Raw genomic sequence first — 22,493 nt, 5'->3', positions numbered from 1 at the left:
GCGAAAATAGCGGGATGCGGCTGACCAGCTCCACCAATTTCCGACCCATCCACTCCCTGCGTCCGGTCCTCTACCGCTCCGACCACCTCGGGGCCCTGAACGACGACGACGCCCGCCAGATCCAGGCCCTGGGCATCACCCGCGTGCTCGACTTCCGCGGCGTCGACGAGCGCACGGCCTTCGCCTGCACGCTGCCCGGCGTCACCGTGCACTCGCTGCCGATCGAGCCCACGATCGTGCAGCAGCTGCAGGCCCTGCTCGCCAGCGGCCGCGACGTGACCGAGGCCGACGTGGTGGCCCACATGCAGGACACCTACCGGGGTTTCGTTCGCCACAACACTGCGCGCTTCGCCGAGTTCTTCGGCCACCTGCTGGAATCGGCCGAACCGACGGTGTTCCACTGCACCGCCGGCAAGGACCGCACCGGCTTCGCCGCGGCCTTGCTGCTGCACGCGGTCGGCGCCAGCCCGCGGCAGGTGATGGAGGACTACCTCCTGACCAACGAGCGGCTCGCCTTTCCCGCCGAAGGCAAGCTGGCCTTCCCGCGGCCGGTGATGCAGGTCCTGTGGCGCGTGCAGCCGGAGTTCCTGCAGGCGGCGCTGGCCGAGGCCGATGCGCTGCACGGCTCGCTCGATGGCTACCTGCGCGAAGGCCTGGGCATCGGTCCGGCGCAGCGCGAACGCCTGCGCGCGCTGTACCTGGCCGCCTGAAGCGGGCTGCTTCCTTCCGCGCCGGCCGCTTGTTGGCTGATTGCCCGCCGCGCTTGATTCCTACGTGATCCCCCTGTAGGAGCCGACAGGTCGTCCATTGGGCGTGGCGAACACTGCGTGTCATGGGAGGTCGAAAGGCCGCCAAGACACAAAAGGAGTCGCAATGCCCAACCAGGAAAACTCCCGCGAAGGGAAGGACACCCGCAAGGCCGAGGACAAGTCCTCGCCCGACTACCGCGGAGACGGCCCGGGCAAGATCGGACTGAACAGCGATGCGCAGCCCGACCTCGTGGCGCCCTCCGGCGTCAACGAGCGCGACCACGGCGCCGCCGACGACAAGCCCATGGGCGGCGGCTCGCTGAACTTCGAGGACGGCGACATGGCCCGTCCCTACGGCAACACCACCCGCACCGGCGGCACCTGGAACGAGAAGAAGCCCAGCGACGCGGGCGAACTCGGCACCCCCGACGTGGGCATGTCCGACCACAACGGCCCGAGCGATCCAGATGCGAAGCGCAGCCGCTAAGGCGATGTCCGGAGGCAACATGGTCTACGCAATCTTTTCCGCTTCGGTGGTCCTGGCGATCGGCGCGATCTACGCCGGCGCCGTCGGCTACCTCTGGTTCCGCCAGGAACGCCTGCTGTTCGAACCCGATCCGTTGGCCCACGACGACCCGATCTGCAGCGACTGCGACACGCGCGAGTACTTCATCGACGTGCCCAATGCGCGGCTGTCCGTGGCGCACCTGCAGTGCCCCAATCCGCGCGGCGTGTTCTTCTTCCTGCACGGCAATTCGGGCAACCTGAAGAAGTGGTTCGTCGAGCTCGACGCCTTCCGCCAGGCCAATTTCGACGTGGTCATGTTCGACTACCGCGGCTTCGGCAAGAGCAGCGGCACCATCGAAAGCGAAGACCAGCTGCGCGCCGACGTCCGGGCGGTGTGGGACCACGTGGCGCCCCAATACGCCGGCAAGCGCGTGGTGATCTCCGGCCAGTCGCTGGGCACGGGCCTCGCCGCCGGCCTGTCCGCCGCACTGGGCGCCGAGGGCAAGGCCCCCGACCTGACGATGCTCGTGTCGCCTTACAGCAGCATGCGTGCCCTGGCCGCCGAGCTGTATCCGTGGGTGCCGACCCAGGTGCTGCGCTACCCGCTCCACACGCTGGAGCACGCCGCGAAGATGCTGGGCCCCGTGATGCTGATCCATGGCGACCGCGACGAGCTGATCCCGATCAAGCACAGCGAGACCCTGGCCAAGGCCATGCGCAACAAGGTCCGCCTGCTGCGGGTGCGTGGCGCCGGCCACAGCGACGTGCACCAGTTCCCCACGGTGCGCAAGGCGCTGAAGTCGGCCCTCGGCCGGCTGTAGGAACCGCCTTTCCTCGCACGCGATCCCTGCCTCGGCGGGGATCGCGCGCTTCTGTTTGCGGCATTTCCCCACACGCCGCGCCGGCCGCTGGCCCAACAATCCGCATGCATGGAATTCGCGATCTGGGCCGTCATCGTCGGCCTGCTGCTGGTGCTGATGGCGCTCGGCTCCACGGTATTGCAGCGCCTGCCGCTGTCGACCGCCATGCTCTACGTGCTGGTGGGACTCGGGGTGAGCCCGTTGTGGCTCGGCATGCTGCCGCTGGAGCCGCGCGCGCACTCGCACATCCTGGAGCGCATGGCCGAGGTCGTCGTGCTGCTGTCCCTCTTCAACGCCGGCCTGAAGCTCAGCCCCGGCCTGCTGGACAGGCGCTGGCGGCTGCCGGTGCGCCTGGCCCTGAACTCGATGGTGATCACGGTGGCGCTGGTGGCGCTCGTGGCGTGGGTCTTCCTCGGCTGGCCGCTGGGCGCCTGCGTCCTCCTGGGAGCAATCCTGGCGCCCACCGATCCCGTGCTGGCCTCGGAAGTGCAGTTGCAGGAAGCCGGTGACCGCGACAAATTGCGCTTTGCCCTGACGGGCGAGGGCGGGCTGAACGACGGCACGGCCTTCCCCTTCGTCATGCTGGGACTCGGCCTGCTGGGCCTGCACGACCTGGGCGAGGGTGGATGGCGCTGGCTGGCCGTCGACGTGCTGTGGAGCACCGCAGCCGGCCTGGGCGTGGGCTGGGTCCTGGGCATCGCCGTGGGCCGCCTGGTGCTGTTCCTGCGCCGCGAGCACAAGGAAGCCGTGGGCCTGGACGACTTCCTCGCGCTCGGCCTGATCGCGCTTTCCTACGGCAGCGCGCTGCTGCTGCATGGTTCCGGCTTCCTGGCGGTGTTCGCGGCGGGAGTTGCCCTGCGCCGGCTGGAGCAGCGCCAGAGCCCGGGCAAGGCCAGCAGCCAGCAGGTGGAGAAAGCCATGGCGCACCCGGACCGCAGCATGGCCGACAACCTGGCGGTCGATCCGCAGCACGCGCCCACCTTCATGGCGCAGGCGGTGCTGCTGTTCAACGAGCAGGCCGAGCGCATCGGCGAGGTGGCGATCGTGATCGCGATCGGCGCCTTGCTCTGGGCCGTGCCCTGGTACGACGCGGCCTGGTGGTTCGTGCCGCTGTTGCTGCTGGTGATCCGCCCGGTGTCGGTGGCCCTGGGCATCCGCGGCGCCGGCGCGTCGCGCAGCCAGCGCTGGCTGATCGGCTGGTTCGGCATCCGCGGCGTGGGCTCGCTGTACTACCTGATGTATGCCTTGAACCATGGCTTGTCCGGCACGCTGGCCGACCAGCTGGTGGGGCTCACAATGGCCGTGATGGTGGCCTCGATCGTGGTCCACGGCGTTTCCGTCACGCCCTTGATGGCCGCCTACGAGAAGCGGTCGCCACGCGCCACCTGACCGCGCAAAGCTGTGCTCCTACATCAAGCCCGATTCCGTGCTGACAGCGCGGCAGGCGCGACAACCTAGAGTGCAGGCAAGACCTGAAAGCATTTGCAAGCACCATGAAAAAACAAGCGCCCGACGCCATCGACCTGCTCGACGCGGACCACCTGGCCGTGCATGCGCTGTTCCAGTCCTACCGCGAGCTGGTGCGCGATCAGGCCAGTGCACTCAAGCGCCGCGCGCTGGCCGAGGAGATCTGCCTCGAGCTGGCGATCCATGCGAAGCTCGAAGAGGAACTGTTCTATCCGGCCGTGCGCGCGTCGCTGCGCGACGACGACCTGCTGGACGAAGTGGAAGACCAGCATGGCAGCCAGCGCGAATTCATCGCGCAGATCCTGGCCACGCGCCCGGAGGACGAGCTGTACGACGCCAAGGTGGCGGTGCTCGGCGAATACGTTGCGCGCCACGTTGCAAAGGAACGTGAGGAAGTGTTCAACCGCGTGCTCGCTTCGCGGCTGGACCTGCAGTCGCTCGGACGCGCCATCACGGTGCGCCAGGCGGAACTGCGCGCCGTGGCGGACGCCTTGCGCGAAGAGGCCCTCGCATCGGCGCTCGCCTGAGGCTTGTCCTACAGGCATCGACCGTTCAGGACGACATGGCGGGAGCCTCCGCCACCCAAAATGATTCGCAACAGCAAATCTGCTGTCCCCCCCGTTAGACCCCCGATTCAGTGAATCGAACAAATCCTGGAGTTTTCCCCATGCAAGAAAAAACCGTTGCCCGTTGCGCTGCCCTGGCCCTGATGGCCGCCCTGAGCCTGTCCATGGCCGCCTGCGGCAAGAAAGAAGTGACCGACACGTCGACGACTTCGTCCACCACGACCACGGTGCCCGCCACTTCGTCGACCGACACCGCCGCCAGCACCACCACGCCGAGCACCGACCCGGCCGCCAGCACCACCGGCAGCGGCACGTCGATGGGCGCTTCGGGCTCGCCGAGCACCAGCACCGACATGAGCGGCACCGCCTCGCCCAGCACCCCGGCGGCGACGACCACCACGCAGTGATGACGAAGAGGTCATCCTGGGGCCTCGCCGGCGTCCTGCTGGCGGCCCTCGCCCTGGGCGGCTGCAACAAGCCCCAGGGCGGCAACACGCCCCAGGCCGAGGCCGGCACGACCGGCGCCGCGACTGCCGGCGCCGCGCCGCAGCCGGGCAGCGGCCTGAACGGCGGACTGGGCACCGGCATGACCGGCAGCTTCCCGTCCACGTCCACGTCCACCGGAGTGACGACCGGCACGCTGGGCAACAACGAAGGCAGCACCAACGCCACCCCCGGCAGCGCAGTCGGCACGCGCCCCTGATCCAGCTGCCCTAACGCTCCCACCGCCGCGCGCGGATGTGGGTACCACGCAGGCAAAACGCAGCGCCGGCGCATTAGCATGGTGCGATGTCCGCGCCGTCGCCCCTGGAACAGTTCCTGCACGCGATTCCCAAGGCGGAATTGCATTGCCACTTGCTGGGCACGGTTCGTCGCGCCACCTTCACCGAGCTCGCGCAGCGCGAGAACGCACCGCTCACTCCCGAAGAAATCCAGGCCTTCTACACCCGTGGCGAGAAGCCCGTCGGCGTGCTGCGCGTGCTGCGCGCCCTTGATGCCTGGCTGATCAAGCAGCCGGCCGACCTGCATCGCCTGGCCTACGAGTACCTGCAGGACGCGGCGGCCCACAACGTGCGCTACGCCGAGTTCTTCTGGAACCCCACCGGAACCGCGCGCGAATCGGGTATCGCCTATCCGCGCGCGCAGTCCGCCATCCTGGCCGCCATCGACGATGCGCAGCGCGACTTCGGCATCATCGGCCGGCTGGTGCCCTCCATCGACCGCGAAGCGGCGCCGGCCGACGCGCTGGAAATGGTGCAGTGGGTCATCGCCAACCGCGACCCGCGCGTGCCCGGCATCGGCATCGATTACCGAGAGAACGACCGGCCGCCGGAACTGTTTGCCGAGGCCTATGCAGCCGCGCGCCGCGCCGGCCTGCGCACCACGGCGCACGCCGGTGAATTCGGCATGCCCTGGACCAACGTGCGCACGGCCGTCGAGGACCTGCAGGTCGATCGCATCGACCACGGCTACACGGTGGTCGACAACCCGGAGTTCGCCGCGCGCTGCGCCGAGCGCGGCATCGTCTTCACCGTGGTGCCCACCAACTCGTACTACCTGCGCACGCTGCCGCCCGAGCGCTGGGCCCTGGACCATCCGATCCGACGCATGCCGGGGCTCGGCCTGCGCATCCATCCCAACACCGACGACCCGACGCTGCACCACGTCGACCCCACGCGGGCCTGGCTCATGATGTCCCGCGACTTCGGCTTCGGGCTGGACGACTTGCGCGGCTTCCTCGTCAACGGCATCGATGCGGCCTGGATGGATGCGAGCGACAAGGCCCGCCTGCGCGCCGCCTGGAGCGCCGAGTTCGACACGCTGCGCGCCGCCCTGAATCCCCAAGGAAACGCATGATCTCCCGCCGCACCCTCCTCGCCCTTTCGGTGGCCGCCAGCTTCGCCGGCGCGGCCGTGGCCCAGCCCCAGTGGCCGGCCGCCAAGCCCATCACCATCATCGTGCCCTTCAGCGCCGGCGGCAGCGTCGACGCCAGCGCGCGCCTGCTGGCCACCAAGCTGGCCGAGCGGCTGAAGCAATCGGTGGTGGTGGAGAACGTCGCCGGCGCCGGCGGCGCGATCGGTGTCGCCAAGGCGGTGTCTTCCGCGCCCGACGGCTACACGCTGGTGATGGGCGCGGACAGCCCCATCGCGATCGCGCGCCTGGTCAACCCGGCGGCGGTGAAATACGACGCCATGAAGGACCTGGCGCCGGTCGGCCTGGTGAACACGGCGCCGATGGTGCTGGTGGCGCGTCCGGGCCTGCCGGCCAACACGCTCGCCGAAGTGATCCAGCTGGCCAAGTCCAAGCCGGGGCAGCTGAGCTACGCGACGTCGGGCATCGGGACCGTGCTGCACCTGGCGATGGAGCTGATCAAGGACCAGTCGAAGACCTTCATCACGCACGTTCCTTATCGCGGCGGTGCGCAGATCGTGACGGACGTCGTCGGCAACCAGGTCGACCTGGCGCTGCTGGTCAGCGTGACGGCCACCCCGCAGGTGCAGGCGAAGAAGATGAAGGCCATCGCGGTCACCGACGACAAGCGGCTGCCGACGCTGCCCGACGTGCCGACGGTGTCGGAAACGCCGGGTTTCAAGGACTACGACGTCGTCTCCTGGACCGGCCTGTTCGCGCCCGCGCACACGCCGGCGGCGATCGTCGACCGGCTGAACCACGAGCTGAACGAAGTGCTGCGCGCCGAGGACGTGAAGGCCAAGATGGCGGAGCAGGGCGCCATCGGCGGCAGCGGCACGCCCGCCGATTTCTCCCGCTTCGTGGCGCGCGAGCAGGAACGCTATGCGCGGATCGTGAAGGCGGCGAACATCAAGGAGTGATCTCGGGGATCAACCCTTCTCCACCGGCAGCTTCGGATTGCGCGACCACTCGCTCCAGCTGCCCGCATACAGCGCCGTCGGCGCGTAACCCGCCAGTTCCATCCCGATCACGTTGGGCACCGCGCTGACGCCGCTGCCGCAGTGGTGCACCACCGTGGCCGGATCGCGGCCGGCGAGCAGCTGCTCGAACTCCGCGCGCAGTTGCGCCGCCGGCTTGAACTTGCCGTCGGCGCCCAGGTTGCTGCCGAAGGGCCGGTTCAGCGCGCCCGGGATGTGCCCGGCCACCGGATCCAGCGGCTCGACCTCGCCCTTGAAGCGCGGCGTCGCGCGCGCGTCGATCAGCGTCTGGCCCTTGCCGAGGCGGTCGACCACGTCCTGCGTGGTGGCCAGCGTGCGCAGCGGCTCGCCCAGCTCGAAATTGGTCTGGAAGTGCGAAGGCTCGTCGCCCGCGCGCACTTCGCCGCCCGCGGCCTGCCAGGCCTGCAGCCCGCCGTCGAGGATGGCGACCGCGTCGTGGCCGGCCCACTTGAGCATCCACCACAGGCGGCCGCAGTAGTTGGCGCCGTTGCGGTCGTAGACCACGGCCTGCATGTCGTTGGCGAAGCCGACGGAAGACAGCCACATCGCGAACTTCTCGCGCCGCGGCAGCGGATGCCGGCCGCCGGAAGCGGCGCCGGCATGCGGCATCACCTGGCCGTCGGGACCGAGGGAGCCCTTGTCGCTCAGGGCATCGTCGAGGTGCGCATAGACCGCGCCCGGAATGTGCGACTGCTGGTAGGCATGCTCGCCCGCCGCCGGGTTCATCAGCTCGAAGCTGCAGTCGAAGATCATGAGCCGGGCCTTGGCGGATTGCAGGGCCTTCAGTTGTTCAACGGAGATGAGCTTGGTGTACATGGCAGGGGCTAGAGGCTGGAGGCTAGGTGTTAGGGCGAGTCTAGAGCCTCTGGGCGCCCTAGTCTCTAGCCTCCAGTCCCCAGTCCCTCGTCAGTGCTCTTCGCCCGGCGCATCCGGCGCCGCCTTCGCGCGCAGGACGGTCGCGGCCACGCCGCTCGCCAGGATCAGCGCCATGCCCACCCAGCCCAGGAGCGGGATCCGGTCGCCGAACAGCAGCAGGCTGTACAGCGCGCCGAACACGATGCCCGCGTACTGCAGGTTGGCCACCACCAGCGTGGCGCCGTGGCTGTACGCACGCGTCATGAAGAGCTGGCCGAGCGAAGCCAGCAGGCCCACTGGAAGCAGCCACAGCGCATGCAGCCAGTCCCAGTCCGACACGCCCGTGAAAGCCATTCCGGCCGCGCCGGCCACCGCCGATCCGACCGCGAAATAGAACACCGTCCGCGATTCCGGCTCACCGATCTTGCCGAGCGCCATGACCTGCATGTAGGCAAAGGCAGCCAGCAAGCCCGACAGCAAGCCGACCAGGCCGGCGAACATCTGGTGCTGCTCCACGGTCGGCCGCAGCATCAGCAGCACGCCGCCGAAGCCGCCCAGGACGGTCAGCGCCAATGCGCCCTGGCGCGCGGGCAAGGGCGCGCCGCTGCGCGGGTTCCAGGCCACCAGCGCGCCGCCGACCAGGAAGGCCGCGACCCAGACGCTGCTCATGTAGTTGAGCGTCATCGCGGTGGCAAGCGGCAGCAGGGCCAGCGCATGGAACCAGGCGCCCAGCGAGGCGACGCCGACCATGCTGCGCCAGGCATGCATGCCCGGGTAGCGCGTGGCCAGGGTCTCGCCGCGCGAGCGGGCCCACAGCCACATCGTCACCATGCCGATGAGGCCGCGCCAGAAGACGAGTTCGGCGGAGGTGAACCAGGCGGAGGCGAACTTGACGCACACCGCCATGGTGGCGAACGCAAGCGACGCCACCAGCATCCAGAGCGCGGCCAAGCGCTACTTCTTCAGCAGGTGCTGCGCGCCGATCGCGCCGCGGTACCACTCGTGGAAGTGCTGCATGCCGTCTTCCATCGGGCTCTGGTAGGGGCCGACCTCGTTGTCGCCGCGCTCCATCAGGGCCTTGCGGCCCGCGTCCATGCGCAGCGCGATCTCGTCGTCCTCCTCGCAGGTCTCCATGTAGGCGGCCTGCTGGGCTTCGACGAACTCGCGTTCGAAGGCGGTGATTTCCTCGGGGTAGAAGAACTCCACCACGTTCAGCGTCTTCTGCGGCCCGCGCGGATGCAGCGTGGAGACCACCAGCACGTTGGGGTACCACTCCACCATCACGTTCGGGTAGAGCGTGAGCCAGATGGCGCCGTACTTGGGCGGGCGGCCCTCGCCGAAGCGCAGCACCTCGTCGTGCCACTTGCGGTACACGTCCGAGCCGGCCTTGCCCAGCTTGCCGGCCACGCCGACGGTCTGCACCGAGTATTCGCGGCCGAACTCCCAGCGCAGGTCCTCGCAGGTGACGAAGTTGCCCAGCCCCGGGTGGAACGGGCCCACGTGGTAGTCCTCGAGGTAGACCTCGATGAAGGTCTTCCAGTTGTAGTCCACCTCGTGCGTGATCACCTTGTCCAGCACGTAGCCGGAAAAATCGAGGTCCGCCTTCGGGCCCAGCTTGGCCAGCGCCCGCGGCACGTCGTAGCCGTTGGACTCGAACAGCAGGCCGTTCCAGTTCTGGAGCCGGTAATTTTTCAGGTTCAGGCAGGGATCGGTGGCGAAGTGCGGCGCGCCCAGCAGCTCACCGGCGGGCGCGGGGCCGCCGGCGCTGTAGGTCCAGCGGTGGAGCGGGCACACGATGTTGCCTCCCGCCGCCGGGTCGTGGCGCACCGAGCCGCGCCCGCGCAGCATCACCGCCTGCCGGTGGCGGCACACGTTGGAGATGAGTTCCACGCCCTGCGGCGTGCGCACGAGCGCGCGGCCCTCCCCTTCGTGCGGGAGCGCGTGGTAGTCGCCGATCTCGGGAACGGCCAGTTCGTGCCCCACATAACGGGGCCCTTGCTGGAAGATGTGGTCCATCTCGCGCTGGAAGAGCGCCTGGTCGAAATAGCTGGAAACGGAGAGTTGGCTTGCGGCCTGCTGTAACTGAAGACTTAAATCAGACATGTCCTGACCTAAAGATCTCCCCCTATGAAGGGGACAGGGCCGCGCTTGGGAGCGCGACGGAGGGGAGGGCGATTGTAGCCCGCCCATCCATGTGGGGGCCGTCAGCCTAAAATCCAGGGTTGACCAAAGCCAATTCATGACCAAGGCCCCTTTCAAGACCCCCGCCAGCTATGAGTCCGCAATGGAAGAGCTCGAGCAGCTCACCGGCCTGATCGAATCGGGCCAGCTGCCGCTCGAACAACTGCTTGCCGGCTACGAACGCGGCGCGGAGCTGCTGAAGTTCTGCCGCGACAAGCTGCAGGCCGTGGAGGAACAGATCAAGGTCCTCGACGCGGGCGTGCTCAAGCCCTGGGCCGGCGAGTGAGTTTCGTCCTGAAGGCCTGGTCGGCCGAACGACTCGGACAGGTGGAACGCGCGCTCTCCGCCTGGGTTCCGCACAAGGCGCCGGCGCAGCTCGGTGAAGCGATGCGCTACGCCGTGCTCGATGGCGGCAAGCGGCTGCGCCCGCTGCTGGTGCTGGCGGCCTGCGAGGCGGTGGGCGGCCACCTCGAAGCGGCGCTGCGCGCGGCCTGCGCCGTCGAACTGATCCACGCCTATTCGCTGGTGCACGACGACATGCCGTGCATGGACAACGACGTCCTGCGCCGCGGCAAGCCCACGGTGCACGTACAGTTCGGCGAGGCCACCGCGCTGCTCGCGGGCGATGCCCTGCAGGCGCTGGCCTTCGAACTGCTCGCGCCCGCGAACGGCGACATCCCGGACGCCGTGCAGGCGCGCCTGTGCCGCCTGTTGGCGCAGGCCGCAGGCCATGCCGGCATGGCCGGGGGCCAGGCCATCGATCTCGCCGCGGTGGGCCAGTCGCTCACCGAAGACCAGCTGCGCGAAATGCACAGCCTGAAGACCGGCGCGCTGCTGCAGGCCAGCGTCATGATGGGCGCGGCCACCGGCGAGATCGGCGCGGCCGCCCGCCAGGGACTGGCCGACTACGGCCGCGCGCTGGGCCTGGCCTTCCAGGTGGTGGACGACATCCTCGACGTCACCGCCGATTCGGCGACACTGGGCAAGACCGCGGGCAAGGACGCCGCGCAGGACAAGCCGACCTACGTCTCGCTGCTGGGCCTGGAGCGCGCCGGCGCCTATTCGCTGGAGCTGCTGCAGCATGCGCGGGCGGCGCTGGCGACCACGCGGCTGGCCGATACGCGGGCGCTGCTGGCGCTGGCCGAGATGGTGGTCATCCGCGAACACTGAGAAGACAAGATGTCCAAGCTTCTGGAAACGATCAACGACCCGGCCGACCTGCGCCGCCTGCCGCGCGCCCAGCTCGCCGGCCTGGCCGAAGAACTGCGTGCGTACGTGCTCGACTCGGTGTCCAAGACCGGCGGGCACCTGAGCTCCAACCTGGGCACGGTGGAACTGACCATCGCGCTGCACTACGTCTTCAACACGCCGGAAGACCGCATCGTCTGGGACGTGGGCCACCAGACCTATCCGCACAAGATCCTGACCGGCCGGCGCGAGCGCATGGCCTCGCTGCGCCAGCTGGGCGGCCTGGCCGGCTTCCCCCAGCGCAGCGAAAGCGCCTACGACCCCTTCGGCACGGCGCACTCCTCGACCAGCATCTCCGCGGCGCTGGGCATGGCGATGGCGGCGAAGCAGAAGGGCGAACAGCGCCACGCGGTGGCCGTGATCGGCGACGGCGCCATGAGCGCGGGCATGGCCTTCGAGGCGCTGAACAACGCCGGCGTGTGCGACTGCAACCTGCTGGTGATCCTGAACGACAACGACATGTCGATCAGCCCGCCGGTGGGCGCGCTCAACCGCTACCTGGCGCAGCTGATGTCGGGCCGCTTCTACGCGGCCACCAAGGAACTGGGCAAGAAGGTGCTGCACGTGGCGCCGCCGCTGTTCGAACTGGCCAAGCGCTTCGAGGAGCAGGCCAAGGGCCTGGTGGTGCCGGCCACGCTGTTCGAGAAGTTCGGCTTCAACTACATCGGCCCCATCGACGGCCACGACCTCGAGTCGCTGATCCCGACGCTGGAGAACATCCGCCAGCTGAAGGGCCCGCAGTTCCTGCACGTGGTGACCCGCAAGGGCCAGGGCTACAAGCTGGCCGAGGCCGACCCGGTCGCCTATCACGGCCCGGGCAAGTTCGATCCCGCCGTGGGCCTGGTGAAGCCGGCCACGCCGCCCAAGCCCACCTTCACGCAGGTGTTCGGCAGCTGGCTGTGCGACATGGCGGCGCAGGACCCGCGCCTGGTGGGCATCACGCCGGCCATGCGCGAAGGTTCCGGCATGGTGGAGTTCCACCAGCGCTTCCCGGACCGCTACTACGACGTCGGCATCGCGGAACAGCATGCCGTGACCTTCGCCGCGGGCATGGCCACCGAGGGCCTGAAGCCGGTGGTGGCGATCTATTCGACTTTCCTGCAGCGCGCCTACGACCAGCTGGTGCACGACGTGGCGCTGCAGAACCTGCCGGTGGTGTTCGCGCTCGATCGTGCCGGCCTGGTCGGCGCCGACGGCCCCACGCATGCGGGCGCCTACGACATTCCCTACCTGCGCTGCATCCCCAACGTCAGCATCGCCTGTCCCGCCGACGAGAACGAGTGCCGCAAGCTGCTGACCACGGCCTACCGGCAGGAGCATCCGGTGGCGGTGCGCTATCCGCGCGGTGCGGGCGCTGGTGTCGCCGTCGAACCCGGACTGCAATCGCTGCCTTTCGGCAAGGGCGAGATCCGGCGCCAGGGCAAGGGCGTGGCGGTGCTGGCCTTCGGCACGCTGCTCTATCCCGCGCTGCAGGCTGCCGAGCGCCTGGACCTCACGGTGGTGAACATGCGCTGGGCCAAGCCGCTGGACACCGAACTGCTCTTGCAGGTCGCGGCTTCGCACGAGGCGCTGGTGACGATCGAAGAGGGCGCCATCATGGGCGGTGCCGGCAGCGCCGTCACCGAGGCCTTGCTGGCCGCGGGCGTGCAGAAGCCGGTGCTGCAACTGGGCCTGCGCGACGAGTTCATCCCGCATGGCGATCCGGCGAAGCTGCTGGCCCTGCAGGGGCTGGATGCGGCGGGGATCGAGGCTTCGATCAACGCGCGCTTTGCGCAGGTGCTGGGGCGCGGTGCGCCCAGCTTGAAGGTCGTTGGCTAGTCGCCGTGCATTCCTGAAGCTTTCCTGACGCCCCGACAGCCTCCCGCAAGGGAAACCCCTCGTTCTCGTAACCGACAGTTTCCTGACAATGGCGCGTCCGGCAGTTGTAGCCGGTTTTACTCACAACGAGGAGCGCTTCATGGATCGTCGATCAGTCATCAAGTCGGCAGGCATTGCCGGCATCCTGGCCGCGGGGGCGGCGCCTGCCGTGCACGCACAGGCCGCGATCCGGTGGCGCCTGGCCTCCAGCTTCCCGAAGTCCCTGGACACCATCTTCGGCGCCGCCGAAGTGTTCGCGGCCAAGGTCAAGGCCATGTCCGGCGGCAAGTTCGAAGTCTCGGTGCACGCGGCCGGCGAGCTGATGCCCGCCTTCGGCGTGGTCGACGGCGTGCAGCAGGGCTCCATCGAAGCGGCCCACACCGCGCCCTATTACTTCTTCGGCAAGAACGAGTGCTTCGCGCTCGGCTGCGCGATTCCCTTCGGCCTCAACAGCCGCCAGATGACCGCGTGGATGGTGGAGGGCAACGGCCTGAAGCTGATGCGCGAGTTCTACGCCAAGTTCAACATCATCAACTTCTGCGGCGGCAACACCGGCGCGCAGATGGGCGGCTGGTACCGCAAGGAAATCAAGACGGTCGCCGACGTCAAGGGCCTGAAGTTCCGCGTGGGCGGCTTCGCCGGCAAGGTGATCGAGCGCATGGGCGGCGTGCCGCAGAACATTCCCGGCGGCGAGATCTATCCCGCGCTGGAAAAGGGCACCATCGACGCCGCCGAATGGGTCGGCCCCTATGACGACCTGAAGCTGGGCTTCAACAAGGTCGCGCCCTTCTACTACTACCCCGGCTGGTGGGAAGGCGGCCCGCAGCTGGACTTCTTCATCAACGACAAGGCGTTCAACGCGCTGTCGGCGGAGAACAAGGCCATCGTGGAATCGGCCGCGTACGAAGCCCACGTGACCATGCAGGCCCGCTACGACGCGCGCAACCCCGCCGCGCTGAAGCAGCTGGTGGCCCAGGGCACCAAGCTGCGTCCCTTCTCCAACGAGATCATGTCGGAGGCCTTCAAGCAGGCCGAGGCGCTGTACAGCGAACTGAACGGCAAGAACGAGGACTGGAAGAAGATCTACGCGGACTACGCCAAGTTCCGCGCCGACCAGAACCTGTGGTTCCGCTTCACCGAAGCCGGCTTCGACCGCTTCATGCAATCGCAGAAGCTGTAAGCCGCGCGAGCGCACCACGACGGGGCCTGCGGGCCCCGTTTTGCTTGCGTCTACGGGTAAGCCCCGGTGCCGCGTGCCAGCGTGCTGAAAGCTTTCGGCTGAAGCCCGAACGCATCATCGCCCACGCAAAAACCACCAAGGAGCAAACCCGCATGGAACGCCGTTCCCTTCTGAAGAATGCCGGCCTTGCCGGCGTGCTGGCCGCCGGCATCGCGCCCGCCGTCCACGCCCAGGCCACGATCCGCTGGCGCCTGGCCTCGAGCTTTCCCAAGTCGCTCGACACCATCTACGGCGCGGCCGAGGTGTTCTCGCAGAACGTGAAGGCGATGACCGGCGGCAAGTTCGAGATCTCCGTGCACGCGGCCGGCGAGCTGATGCCCGCCTTCGGCGTCGTCGACGGCGTGCAGCAGGGCTCGGTGGAGGCCTGCCACACTGTGCCGTACTACTTCTTCGGCAAGGACGAGACCTTCGCCATCGGCGCGGCCATCCCCTTCGGCCTCAACAGCCGGCAGATGAGCGCATGGATGTTCGAGGGCAACGGCCTGAAGCTGATGCGCGAGTTCTACGCCAAGTACAACATGATCAACTTCCCGGGCGGCAACACCGGCTCGCAGATGGGCGGCTGGTTCCGCAAGGAGCTGAAGTCGGTGGCCGACGTGAAGGGCCTGAAGTTCCGCATCGGCGGCTTCGCCGGCCGGATCATCGAACGCATGGGCGGCGTGCCGCAGAACATTCCCGGCGGCGAGATCTATCCCGCGCTGGAAAAGGGCACCATCGACGCGGCCGAATGGGTCGGCCCCTATGACGACCAGAAGCTGGGCTTCCACAAGGTCGCACCCTTCTACTACTACCCCGGCTGGTGGGAAGGCGGCCCCGAGGTCGACTTCTTCATCAACCAGAAGGCCTACGACGCGCTGCCCGCCGAATACAAGGCGATCATCGCCAACGCATCGGGCTACGCGCACGTCGACATGCAGGCCAAGTACGACGCCCGCAACCCGGTGGCGCTCAAGCAGCTGGTGGGCAGCGGCGCCAAGCTGCGTCCCTTCCCGAACGACCTGATGACCGAGGCCTTCAAGATCTCGCAGCAGGTGTACGACGAACTGTCGGCCAAGAACGAGAGCTGGAAGAAGATCTACGCGGACTACGCCAAGTTCCGCGCCGACCAGAACCTGTGGTTCCGTTTCACCGAGGCCACCTTCGACCGCTTCATGCAGGCGCAGAAGCTCTGAGCGATGACCTGAGCGACGCTGCTCATGCAAAACGCCGCACGCCGTGCGGCGTTTTGTTTTCAAGTGCACGGTTTTCGCTTGCATCGCACCGCCGTGGTGCCAGCATCCTGAAAGCTTCCCCCGGGAAGCGCGCGCATCATTCCCGCGCAACGTTTGACACATCAGGAGTCTGAATCCATGGACCGTCGTTCCATCCTCAAGCACGCGGGCGTCGCCGGCGTGCTGGCCGCGGGCGCCGCGCCCGCCGTGCGCGCCCAGGCCGCCGTGCGCTGGCGCCTCGCCTCCAGCTTCCCCAAGTCCCTGGACACCATCTTCGGCAGCGCCCAGGTGATGGCCGAGACCGTGAAGAAGCTTTCGGGCGGCAAGTTCGAGATCTCAACCCACGCCGGCGGCGAGCTGATGCCTCCCTTCGCCGTGGTCGACTCGCTGCAGAACGGCTCGCTGGAAATGGCGCAGACCGCGCCCTACTACTTCACCGGCAAGGACTCCATCTTCGCCTTCGGCTGCGCCGTGCCCTTCGGCCTGACCGCGCGCCAGATGGACGCCTGGATGGAGCACGGCAACGGCCGCAAGCTGATGGACGCGTTCTACGCCAACTACAACATGCGCAGCTTCAGCTCCGGCAACACCGGCACCCAGATGGGCGGCTGGTACCGCAAGGAGATCAAGTCGGTGGCCGACCTCAAGGGCCTGAAGATGCGCATGGGCGGCGGCCTGTTCGGCGAGGCGATGGCCAAGCTGGGCGTGGTGCCGCAGAACATGCCGGCCGGCGACGTCTACTCCGCGCTCGAGAAGGGCACGCTGGACGCCACCGAGTTCGTCGGCCCCTACGACGACGAGAAGCTGGGCTTCAACAAGGTCGCGCCGTACTACTACTACCCCGGCTGGTGGGAAGGCGGCGCCGAGCTGGAGTTCTTCGTGAACACCAAGGCCTTCGACGCGCTGTCGGCGGAGAACAAGGAGATCCTGGTGGCCGCCACCAAGGTCGCCGCCCGCGACATGACCGCCAAGTACGACGCCGTGAATCCCACCGCGCTCAAGCGCCTGGTCGCCGCCAAGACCAAGCTCATGCCCTTCCCCAAGGACGTGATGGACGCCGGCTTCAAGGCCTCGATGGAAGTCTTCGCCGAGCACGAGGCGAAGTCGGCCGAGTTCAAGAAGATCCACCAGGACATGCGCGCGTTCCAGCGCGACCAGATCCTGTGGAGCCGCTTCAGCGAGTACCGCTACGACAGCTACCTGACCACGGTGAAGCTGTAAGCCTTCCGGCAGGCCCGAGTGCCTGCCGAGCTGGAAGCGTCGGGTAAAGTGGTCCGCAATGGACCACGACCTTCCGCTGATCACCACCATCGCAGCCGGCCTGGGCCTGGCCCTCGTCTTCGGCTTCCTGGCCGTGCGGCTGAAACTGCCGGCGCTGGTGGGCTACCTCTTTGCCGGCGTGCTGATCGGCCCCTTCACGCCCGGCTTCGTCGCCGACACCCACATCGCTTCGCAGCTCGCCGAGATCGGCGTGATGCTGCTGATGTTCGGCGTCGGCCTGCACTTTTCGCTGAACGACCTGCTGGCGGTGCGCAAGATCGCGATCCCCGGTGCGATCGTGCAGATCCTCGTGGCCACGGCCATGGGCGTGGGTGCCGCCAAGCTGTGGGGCTGGAGCCTGCCGGCCGCGCTGGTGTTCGGCCTCGCGCTCTCGGTCGCGAGCACGGTGGTGCTGCTGCGCGCGCTGGAAAGCCTGGGCCTGGTGGAAAGCTTCAATGGCCGGGTGGCGGTGGGCTGGCTGGTGGTCGAAGACCTGGCGATGGTGCTGGTTCTCGTGCTGCTGCCGCCGCTGGCCTCGGTGATGACGGGCAAGGGACCGGCGGAAGGCACCAGCCTGTGGCGCAGCGTCGCCGTCACGCTGCTGCAGGTGGGCGTGTTCGTCACGCTGATGCTGGTGGTCGGCCGCCGGCTGTTCCCCTGGCTGCTGTGGCAGGTGCAGAAGGTCGGCTCGCGCGAGCTGTTCACGCTGTGCGTGGTGGCCGCGGCGGTCAGCATCGCCTACGGCGCCACCCACCTGTTCGGGGTGTCCTTCGCGCTGGGCGCCTTCTTTGCCGGCATGGTGCTGCGCGAGTCGCAGTTCAGCCACCGCGCCGCCGAAGAGACCTTGCCGCTGCGCGACGCCTTCGCCGTGCTGTTCTTCGTCTCCGTCGGCATGCTGTTCGATCCCGGCATCCTGGTCGACCAGCCGCTGCGCGTGCTGGCGGTCGTCGCCATCATCGTGGTCGGCAAGTCGCTCGCCGCCGCGTTGCTGGTGCTGTTGCTGCGCTATCCGCTGCACACGGCGCTGACGGTGTCGGCGAGCCTGGCGCAGATCGGCGAGTTCTCCTTCATCCTGATCAGCCTGGGCCTGTCGCTGGGCGTCATGCCACCCGAGGCGCAGAGCCTGGTGGTCGCCGGCGCGCTGATCTCGATCGCGATCAATCCCGTGCTCTTCAAGGGCCTGCAGCCGCTGCAGCGCTGGCTGCTCGCCCGCTCGCAGCTGGCGCGCAACCTCGCGGCGCGCGACGACCCGCTGGCCGAACTGCCAATCACCACCGACGAGAAGTACCTGGCCCGGCAGGTGGTGCTGGTGGGCCATGGCCGCGTGGGCCGCAAGCTGGCCGAAGCGCTGGAGGCGCACGGCATTCCCTACGTGGTGGCGGAGCAGAACCGCGAGATCGTCGCGCGCCTGCGCGAGCAGGGCGTGCCGGCCGTGTCGGGCGACGCCAGCGAGCCGGAGGTGCTGGTGCAGGCGCACGTCGCGCGCGCCCGCATGCTGGTGATCGCCACGCCCGACACGCTGGACGTGCGCAAGATGGCCGCCAATGCGCGCCTGCTGAACCCCGGCATCGAGATCGTCGTGCGCTCGCACAACGAGGACGAGGCGCGGCGGCTGGAGCAGGAAGTGGTGGGCAAGGTGTTCGTCGGCGAGACCGAGCTGGCGCATGCCATGACGCGGCACGTGCTGGAGCGTTGCGCGGTCTAGGGTTCCACCGCATTGCATCAATTCACCATCCGGTGAATAGTGCGGCTTCCCAGGAGAAGCCATGGACCTGCCCGACCGCATTGCCGACCTCGAGGCGCTCAAAGAGCTGATGAGCCGGCCGTCGCCGGAACTGCAAGCAGCCTTGGCGCGTTCGCCCGGCGACCTGATGATCCTCGGCGTGGGCGGCAAGATGGGGCCGACGCTGGCGCGCATGGCCAAGCGCGCCGATCCCGCCCGTCGCGTGATCGGCGTCGCGCGCTTCTCCGAGCCGGGTTTGCAGCAGCGCCTGGAAAGCTGGGGCGTCGAGTGCATCGCCGCCGACCTGCTGTCGCGCGAAGCGCTGGCGCGCCTGCCCGATGCCGCCAGCATCGTCTTCATGGCCGGCCGCAAGTTCGGCTCCACCGGCAGCGAGTGGCTGACGTGGGCGATGAACGCGCACGTGCCGGCGCTGGTGGCCGAGCGCTTCGCCACTTCGCGCATCGTGGCGTTCTCCACCGCCTGCGTCTATCCCTTCGTGTCCACGGCGGGCGACGGCGCGACCGAAGACCAGCCGCCGACCGCGCCCTCGGGCGAATACGCCAACTCCTGCGTGGCGCGCGAACGCCTGTTCCAGCACTTCTCGCACGAGAAGCAGACGCCCGGCCGCCTGCTGCGCCTGTCGTATGCGATCGACATGCGCTACGGCGTGCTGCACGACGTGGCCCGCAAGGTGCTGGCGCGCGAGCCGATCGACCTCGCGATGGGGCACGCCAACATCATCTGGCAGGGCGAGGCCAACGACTGGGCGCTGCGCACGCTGGCGCACTGCACGACGCCGACCACGCCCTTGAACCTCAGTGGACCGAAGGTGAGCATCCGCCAGGTGGCGCAGGCACTGGGCGAACGCCTGGGCGTCGCGCCGGTCCTCACCGGCACGGAAGCGCCCACGGCCTGGCTGGTCGATTGCAGCGAAGCTTTCCGCCTGTTCGGGCCGCCGCAGGTGCCGCTGGAGCGCATGCTGGACTGGACGGCCGACTGGGTGCAGCGCGGCGGCGCCACGCTCGGCAAGCCGACGCACTACGAAGCCCGCGACGGAAAGTACTGACATGCACCGCACGCAGATCCCGGCCGACAGCCTCGCCGTGCTGCGCCGCGGCGCAGCGATTCCCGCGCACCTGCTGGCGCTGGATGCCCAGCGCAAGCTCGACGTGCGCCGCCAGCGCGCGATGACGCGCTACTACCTCGATGCCGGCGCCGGTGGCGTCGCGGTCGGCGTGCATTCCACGCAGTTCGCGATCCGCGAGGTCGGCCTCTACGAACCGGTGCTGGAGCTCGCGATGCGCACGGCGCGCGAGTGGGAGCCCCTGGGCGGGCGCCGGCCGCTGTTCATGGTGGCGGGCCTTGCGGGCAGGACGGAGCAGGCCGTCAAGGAGGCGCGCATCGCGCAGGGCCTCGGCTACCACGCGGGCCTCCTGAGCCTCGCTGCGCTGAAGGGCGCGAGCGAAGACGAGCTGGTCGCGCACTGCGCCGCGGTTGCCGAGGCGATGCCGCTGGTGGGCTTCTACCTGCAGCCGGCGGTGGGCGGCATCCACCTGCCGATGTCCTTCTGGCGGCGCTTCGCCGAAATCGACAACGTGGTGGCCATCAAGATGGCGCCCTTCCACCGCTACCGCACGCTGGACGTGATCCGCGGCGTGGTGGCGGCAGGCGCGGAGGAGCGTGTCACGCTCTACACGGGCAACGACGACCACATCGTGCTGGACCTGCTGGCGCCGTTCACTTTCATGCGCGACGGCGCGCCGGTGACCGTGCGCATCCAGGGTGGCCTGCTGGGGCACTGGAGCGTGTGGACGCGCGCGGCGGTGCAACTGCTCGATCGCATCCACCGCGCGGTGGAGCTGGGCAGCGCGCCGCTGGACCTGCTGGCGCTGGACAGCCAGGTCACCGATTGCAATGCGGCACTGTTCGACGTGGCGCACGACTTCCATGGCTGCATCGCGGGCTGCCACGAGATCCTGCGCAGGCAGGGCTTGCTGGAAGGGACGTGGTGCCTCGATCCGGCCGAGGGATTGAGCGCGGGCCAAGCCGAAGCCTTGACGCGGGTGGCGCGTGATTACCCGCATCTCACGGACGATGCGTTCGTGGCGGAGAACAGGGAGCGTTGGCTCGCGTAGTTTCGTCATTCCCGCGAAGGCGGGAATCCAGAGCTTCCGCATTCGCGGCACGAAAGCCCTGGATCCCCGCCTTCGCGGGGATGACGGATATGAGGGCAACCCGCGTTGACATCCTCCGCCTCTGCCCCGTACATTGACTCAATTAACCGTTTAGGGAATTAAACCGGAGACACCCCATGCAAAAGCGCCTTCTCCTGCAAACCGCCCTGGCCGCTGCCGCCGCATTCGCGCTTGCCGCGCCGGCCGCCGCGCAGAACTGGAAGCCCAGCCGCCCCATCAACCTGATCGTGCCCTGGGCCGCCGGCGGTTCTACCGACCAGGTCACGCGCGTGGCCGCGGCCGAAATGGAGAAGGCCCTGGGCCAGACCATCGTCATCGTCAACCAGCCCGGCGCTTCCGGCGCCATCGGCACCAAGAGCGCGCTGGACGCGCCGAAGGACGGCTACACCTGGACGGCCGGCGCCGCGCAGGACCTGGGCGCCTACCAGTCGCTCGGCTCGGTCAACACCAGCATCAAGGACTGGCACCTGTTCCTGAACGTCGCCAACATCCAGGTGATCGGCGTCAATCCGCAGCGCCCGTGGAAGGATGCCAGGGAGCTGATCGAGGACATGAAGAAGCGCCCCGGCCAGATCAGCGTGGCCACGGCGGGCGTGACCTCCGCCGCGCACGCCGCGATGGACGAGATCGTCAAGGCCACCGGCGTGAAGTACAAGGAAGTTTCCTACGACGGCGGCAATCCCGCGGTGGTCGCCACCGTCGCCGGCGAAGCCGACCTCACCACGCAGCTGGCCGTGGAGCAGGCCGACATGATCCGCGGCAAGCGCCTGCGTCCGCTGGCCACCGTGAGCGACAAGGCCCTGGAGCTGGAAGGCTACGGCACCATCCCGCCGCTGTCCGCCACGCTGCCCGGCTTCCACGCGCCGGCCAACTACTTCGGCATCTTCATTCCCAAGGGCGTGCCCGACGACGTGGTGAAGACCGTCGAGAAGATCTGGCGCGAGCAGATCGTCAAGAGCGAGGCGCTGAAGAAGTACGCCACCAGCCGCGGCGCGCTGTTCAACCCGCTGGCCGGCGAAGACGCGCAGAAGGCCGTCTGGCCCGCCGTGCAGGCCAACGCCTGGAACCTGCACGCGAGCGGCAAGACCAAGGTCGCTCCGGACACCGTGGGCATCCCCAAGCCCTGAGGCCACGCGGATGAACGATGCCGAGCTGGCGCCTGCGCGCGCCGACCTCAAGGACGCGGCCGGCTGGATAGCCTTCGGCATCGCGGTGCTGGTGGGCTCCATCACCATGGACCGGCTGGAGCGGCAGAACATCAACCCGGTCACCGTGCCGGGACTGCTGCCGGGCCTGTTGGGCATCGCGATGATCCTGCTCGGCGCCGTGCTGGGCGTGCGCAGCCTGCGGCGCGGCGCTCTGTCGCAGCCCTTGCCCCCGGCCAGCGCCGAGGACCGCGAGACGCGCAAGCGTGTCTGGATCGCCATCGCGCTGTGCTGCGGCTACGGCATCGTGCTGGTGGGCCACGGCATTCCGTTCTGGATCGCCTCGTCGGTCTACGTCACCGCCTCTATCCTCATCTTCCGCCGCCTGAGCCGCGAGCCCGAGGAGCGCCGCCTGGACGCCAAAGCGTGGATCAACGCGCTGCTGATCGGCGTGCTGTCCTCCGTCATCACCTGGCTCACCTTCGAGAAGCTGTTCCTCGTCCGCCTGCCCTGATTCCTC

At 68.4% G+C, this 22,493-nt stretch carries 23 protein-coding genes; 20 read left to right on the top strand and 3 right to left on the bottom strand.

Annotated features, from left to right (window positions below; all coding sequences use genetic code 11):
* Positions 1 to 14 precede the first annotated feature (14 nt).
* From LZ009_RS10185 to LZ009_RS10145, 9 genes are all read left to right on the top strand, one after another.
* On the top strand, positions 15 to 710 hold the full coding sequence (locus LZ009_RS10185) for a tyrosine-protein phosphatase (protein ID WP_275697795.1): 696 nt from the start codon (positions 15 to 17) through the stop codon (positions 708 to 710).
* A 163-nt stretch (positions 711 to 873) separates the two neighbouring features.
* Positions 874 to 1,236 (top strand): serine/threonine protein kinase, encoded by a 363-nt coding sequence (locus LZ009_RS10180; protein ID WP_275697794.1) that lies wholly within the window; start codon positions 874 to 876, stop codon positions 1,234 to 1,236.
* Positions 1,237 to 1,255: 19 nt separating this feature from the next.
* On the top strand, positions 1,256 to 2,077 hold the full coding sequence (locus LZ009_RS10175) for an alpha/beta hydrolase (protein ID WP_275697793.1): 822 nt from the start codon (positions 1,256 to 1,258) through the stop codon (positions 2,075 to 2,077).
* Positions 2,078 to 2,185: 108 nt separating this feature from the next.
* Positions 2,186 to 3,505, top strand: a complete 1,320-nt coding sequence (locus tag LZ009_RS10170; RefSeq protein ID WP_275697792.1) for a cation:proton antiporter — start codon at positions 2,186 to 2,188, stop codon at positions 3,503 to 3,505.
* Positions 3,506 to 3,609: 104 nt separating this feature from the next.
* Entirely contained in the window at positions 3,610 to 4,110 is a 501-nt protein-coding gene (locus LZ009_RS10165) for a hemerythrin domain-containing protein (RefSeq protein ID WP_275697791.1), read from the top strand.
* 140 nt (positions 4,111 to 4,250) lie between these two features.
* On the top strand, positions 4,251 to 4,556 hold the full coding sequence (locus tag LZ009_RS10160) for a hypothetical protein (RefSeq protein WP_275697790.1): 306 nt from the start codon (positions 4,251 to 4,253) through the stop codon (positions 4,554 to 4,556).
* Entirely contained in the window at positions 4,556 to 4,852 is a 297-nt protein-coding gene (locus tag LZ009_RS10155) for a hypothetical protein (RefSeq protein ID WP_275697789.1), read from the top strand. The genes LZ009_RS10160 and LZ009_RS10155 overlap by 1 nt, the downstream gene beginning before the upstream one ends.
* A gap of 86 nt (positions 4,853 to 4,938) precedes the next feature.
* Positions 4,939 to 6,006, top strand: a complete 1,068-nt coding sequence (gene add, locus LZ009_RS10150) for an adenosine deaminase (RefSeq protein WP_275697788.1) — start codon at positions 4,939 to 4,941, stop codon at positions 6,004 to 6,006.
* Positions 6,003 to 6,980, top strand: coding sequence for a Bug family tripartite tricarboxylate transporter substrate binding protein (locus LZ009_RS10145; RefSeq protein WP_275697787.1), 978 nt, complete (start codon positions 6,003 to 6,005; stop codon positions 6,978 to 6,980). Before add ends, LZ009_RS10145 begins: the two co-directional genes overlap by 4 nt.
* Positions 6,981 to 6,989: 9 nt before the next feature.
* Here the strand turns inward: LZ009_RS10145 and LZ009_RS10140 are convergent, their stop codons facing one another.
* The 3 genes from LZ009_RS10140 to LZ009_RS10130 form a co-directional block, all read right to left on the bottom strand.
* Complete coding sequence (locus LZ009_RS10140; RefSeq protein WP_275697786.1) at positions 6,990 to 7,874, bottom strand: sulfurtransferase; 885 nt, start codon at positions 7,872 to 7,874, stop codon at positions 6,990 to 6,992.
* A 90-nt stretch (positions 7,875 to 7,964) separates the two neighbouring features.
* The gene (locus tag LZ009_RS10135) at positions 7,965 to 8,864 is read right to left on the bottom strand and encodes a DMT family transporter (protein ID WP_430300227.1); all 900 of its coding nucleotides are present in this window, start codon (positions 8,862 to 8,864) and stop codon (positions 7,965 to 7,967) included.
* 3 nt (positions 8,865 to 8,867) lie between these two features.
* Complete coding sequence (locus tag LZ009_RS10130; protein WP_275697785.1) at positions 8,868 to 10,016, bottom strand: aromatic ring-hydroxylating oxygenase subunit alpha; 1,149 nt, start codon at positions 10,014 to 10,016, stop codon at positions 8,868 to 8,870.
* Positions 10,017 to 10,152: 136 nt separating this feature from the next.
* Between LZ009_RS10130 and xseB the strand changes: the two genes are divergently transcribed.
* From xseB to LZ009_RS10075, 11 genes are all read left to right on the top strand, one after another.
* On the top strand, positions 10,153 to 10,380 hold the full coding sequence (gene xseB, locus LZ009_RS10125; protein WP_275697784.1) for an exodeoxyribonuclease VII small subunit: 228 nt from the start codon (positions 10,153 to 10,155) through the stop codon (positions 10,378 to 10,380).
* On the top strand, positions 10,377 to 11,264 hold the full coding sequence (locus tag LZ009_RS10120; RefSeq protein ID WP_275697783.1) for a polyprenyl synthetase family protein: 888 nt from the start codon (positions 10,377 to 10,379) through the stop codon (positions 11,262 to 11,264). The genes xseB and LZ009_RS10120 overlap by 4 nt, the downstream gene beginning before the upstream one ends.
* A gap of 9 nt (positions 11,265 to 11,273) precedes the next feature.
* Positions 11,274 to 13,160 carry a 1-deoxy-D-xylulose-5-phosphate synthase gene (gene dxs / locus LZ009_RS10115; RefSeq protein WP_275697782.1) on the top strand — a complete coding sequence of 629 codons (1,887 nt, stop codon included), beginning with the start codon at positions 11,274 to 11,276 and terminating at the stop codon, positions 13,158 to 13,160.
* 139 nt (positions 13,161 to 13,299) lie between these two features.
* Positions 13,300 to 14,379: a TRAP transporter substrate-binding protein gene (locus LZ009_RS10110; RefSeq protein ID WP_275697781.1), complete on the top strand. Its 1,080-nt coding sequence runs from the start codon at positions 13,300 to 13,302 to the stop codon at positions 14,377 to 14,379.
* 152 nt (positions 14,380 to 14,531) lie between these two features.
* On the top strand, positions 14,532 to 15,611 hold the full coding sequence (locus LZ009_RS10105; protein ID WP_275697780.1) for a TRAP transporter substrate-binding protein: 1,080 nt from the start codon (positions 14,532 to 14,534) through the stop codon (positions 15,609 to 15,611).
* 177 nt (positions 15,612 to 15,788) lie between these two features.
* On the top strand, positions 15,789 to 16,871 hold the full coding sequence (locus LZ009_RS10100) for a TRAP transporter substrate-binding protein (RefSeq protein WP_275697779.1): 1,083 nt from the start codon (positions 15,789 to 15,791) through the stop codon (positions 16,869 to 16,871).
* A gap of 58 nt (positions 16,872 to 16,929) precedes the next feature.
* Positions 16,930 to 18,615: a cation:proton antiporter domain-containing protein gene (locus LZ009_RS10095; protein WP_275697778.1), complete on the top strand. Its 1,686-nt coding sequence runs from the start codon at positions 16,930 to 16,932 to the stop codon at positions 18,613 to 18,615.
* 61 nt (positions 18,616 to 18,676) lie between these two features.
* The gene (locus LZ009_RS10090; RefSeq protein WP_275697777.1) at positions 18,677 to 19,699 is read left to right on the top strand and encodes an NAD-dependent epimerase/dehydratase family protein; all 1,023 of its coding nucleotides are present in this window, start codon (positions 18,677 to 18,679) and stop codon (positions 19,697 to 19,699) included.
* A gap of 1 nt (position 19,700) precedes the next feature.
* Positions 19,701 to 20,768, top strand: coding sequence for a dihydrodipicolinate synthase family protein (locus LZ009_RS10085; protein ID WP_275697776.1), 1,068 nt, complete (start codon positions 19,701 to 19,703; stop codon positions 20,766 to 20,768).
* Positions 20,769 to 20,944: 176 nt separating this feature from the next.
* Positions 20,945 to 21,955, top strand: coding sequence for a tripartite tricarboxylate transporter substrate binding protein (locus LZ009_RS10080; protein ID WP_275697775.1), 1,011 nt, complete (start codon positions 20,945 to 20,947; stop codon positions 21,953 to 21,955).
* A gap of 10 nt (positions 21,956 to 21,965) precedes the next feature.
* Entirely contained in the window at positions 21,966 to 22,487 is a 522-nt protein-coding gene (locus tag LZ009_RS10075; RefSeq protein WP_275697774.1) for a tripartite tricarboxylate transporter TctB family protein, read from the top strand.
* Positions 22,488 to 22,493 lie beyond the last annotated feature (6 nt).

Source organism: Ramlibacter paludis, from assembly GCF_022012305.1.
GTDB lineage: Bacteria > Pseudomonadota > Gammaproteobacteria > Burkholderiales > Burkholderiaceae_C > Ramlibacter > Ramlibacter paludis.
Note: the sequence above shows the minus strand (reverse complement) of the source record. Positions and strands in the feature narration are given on the sequence as shown.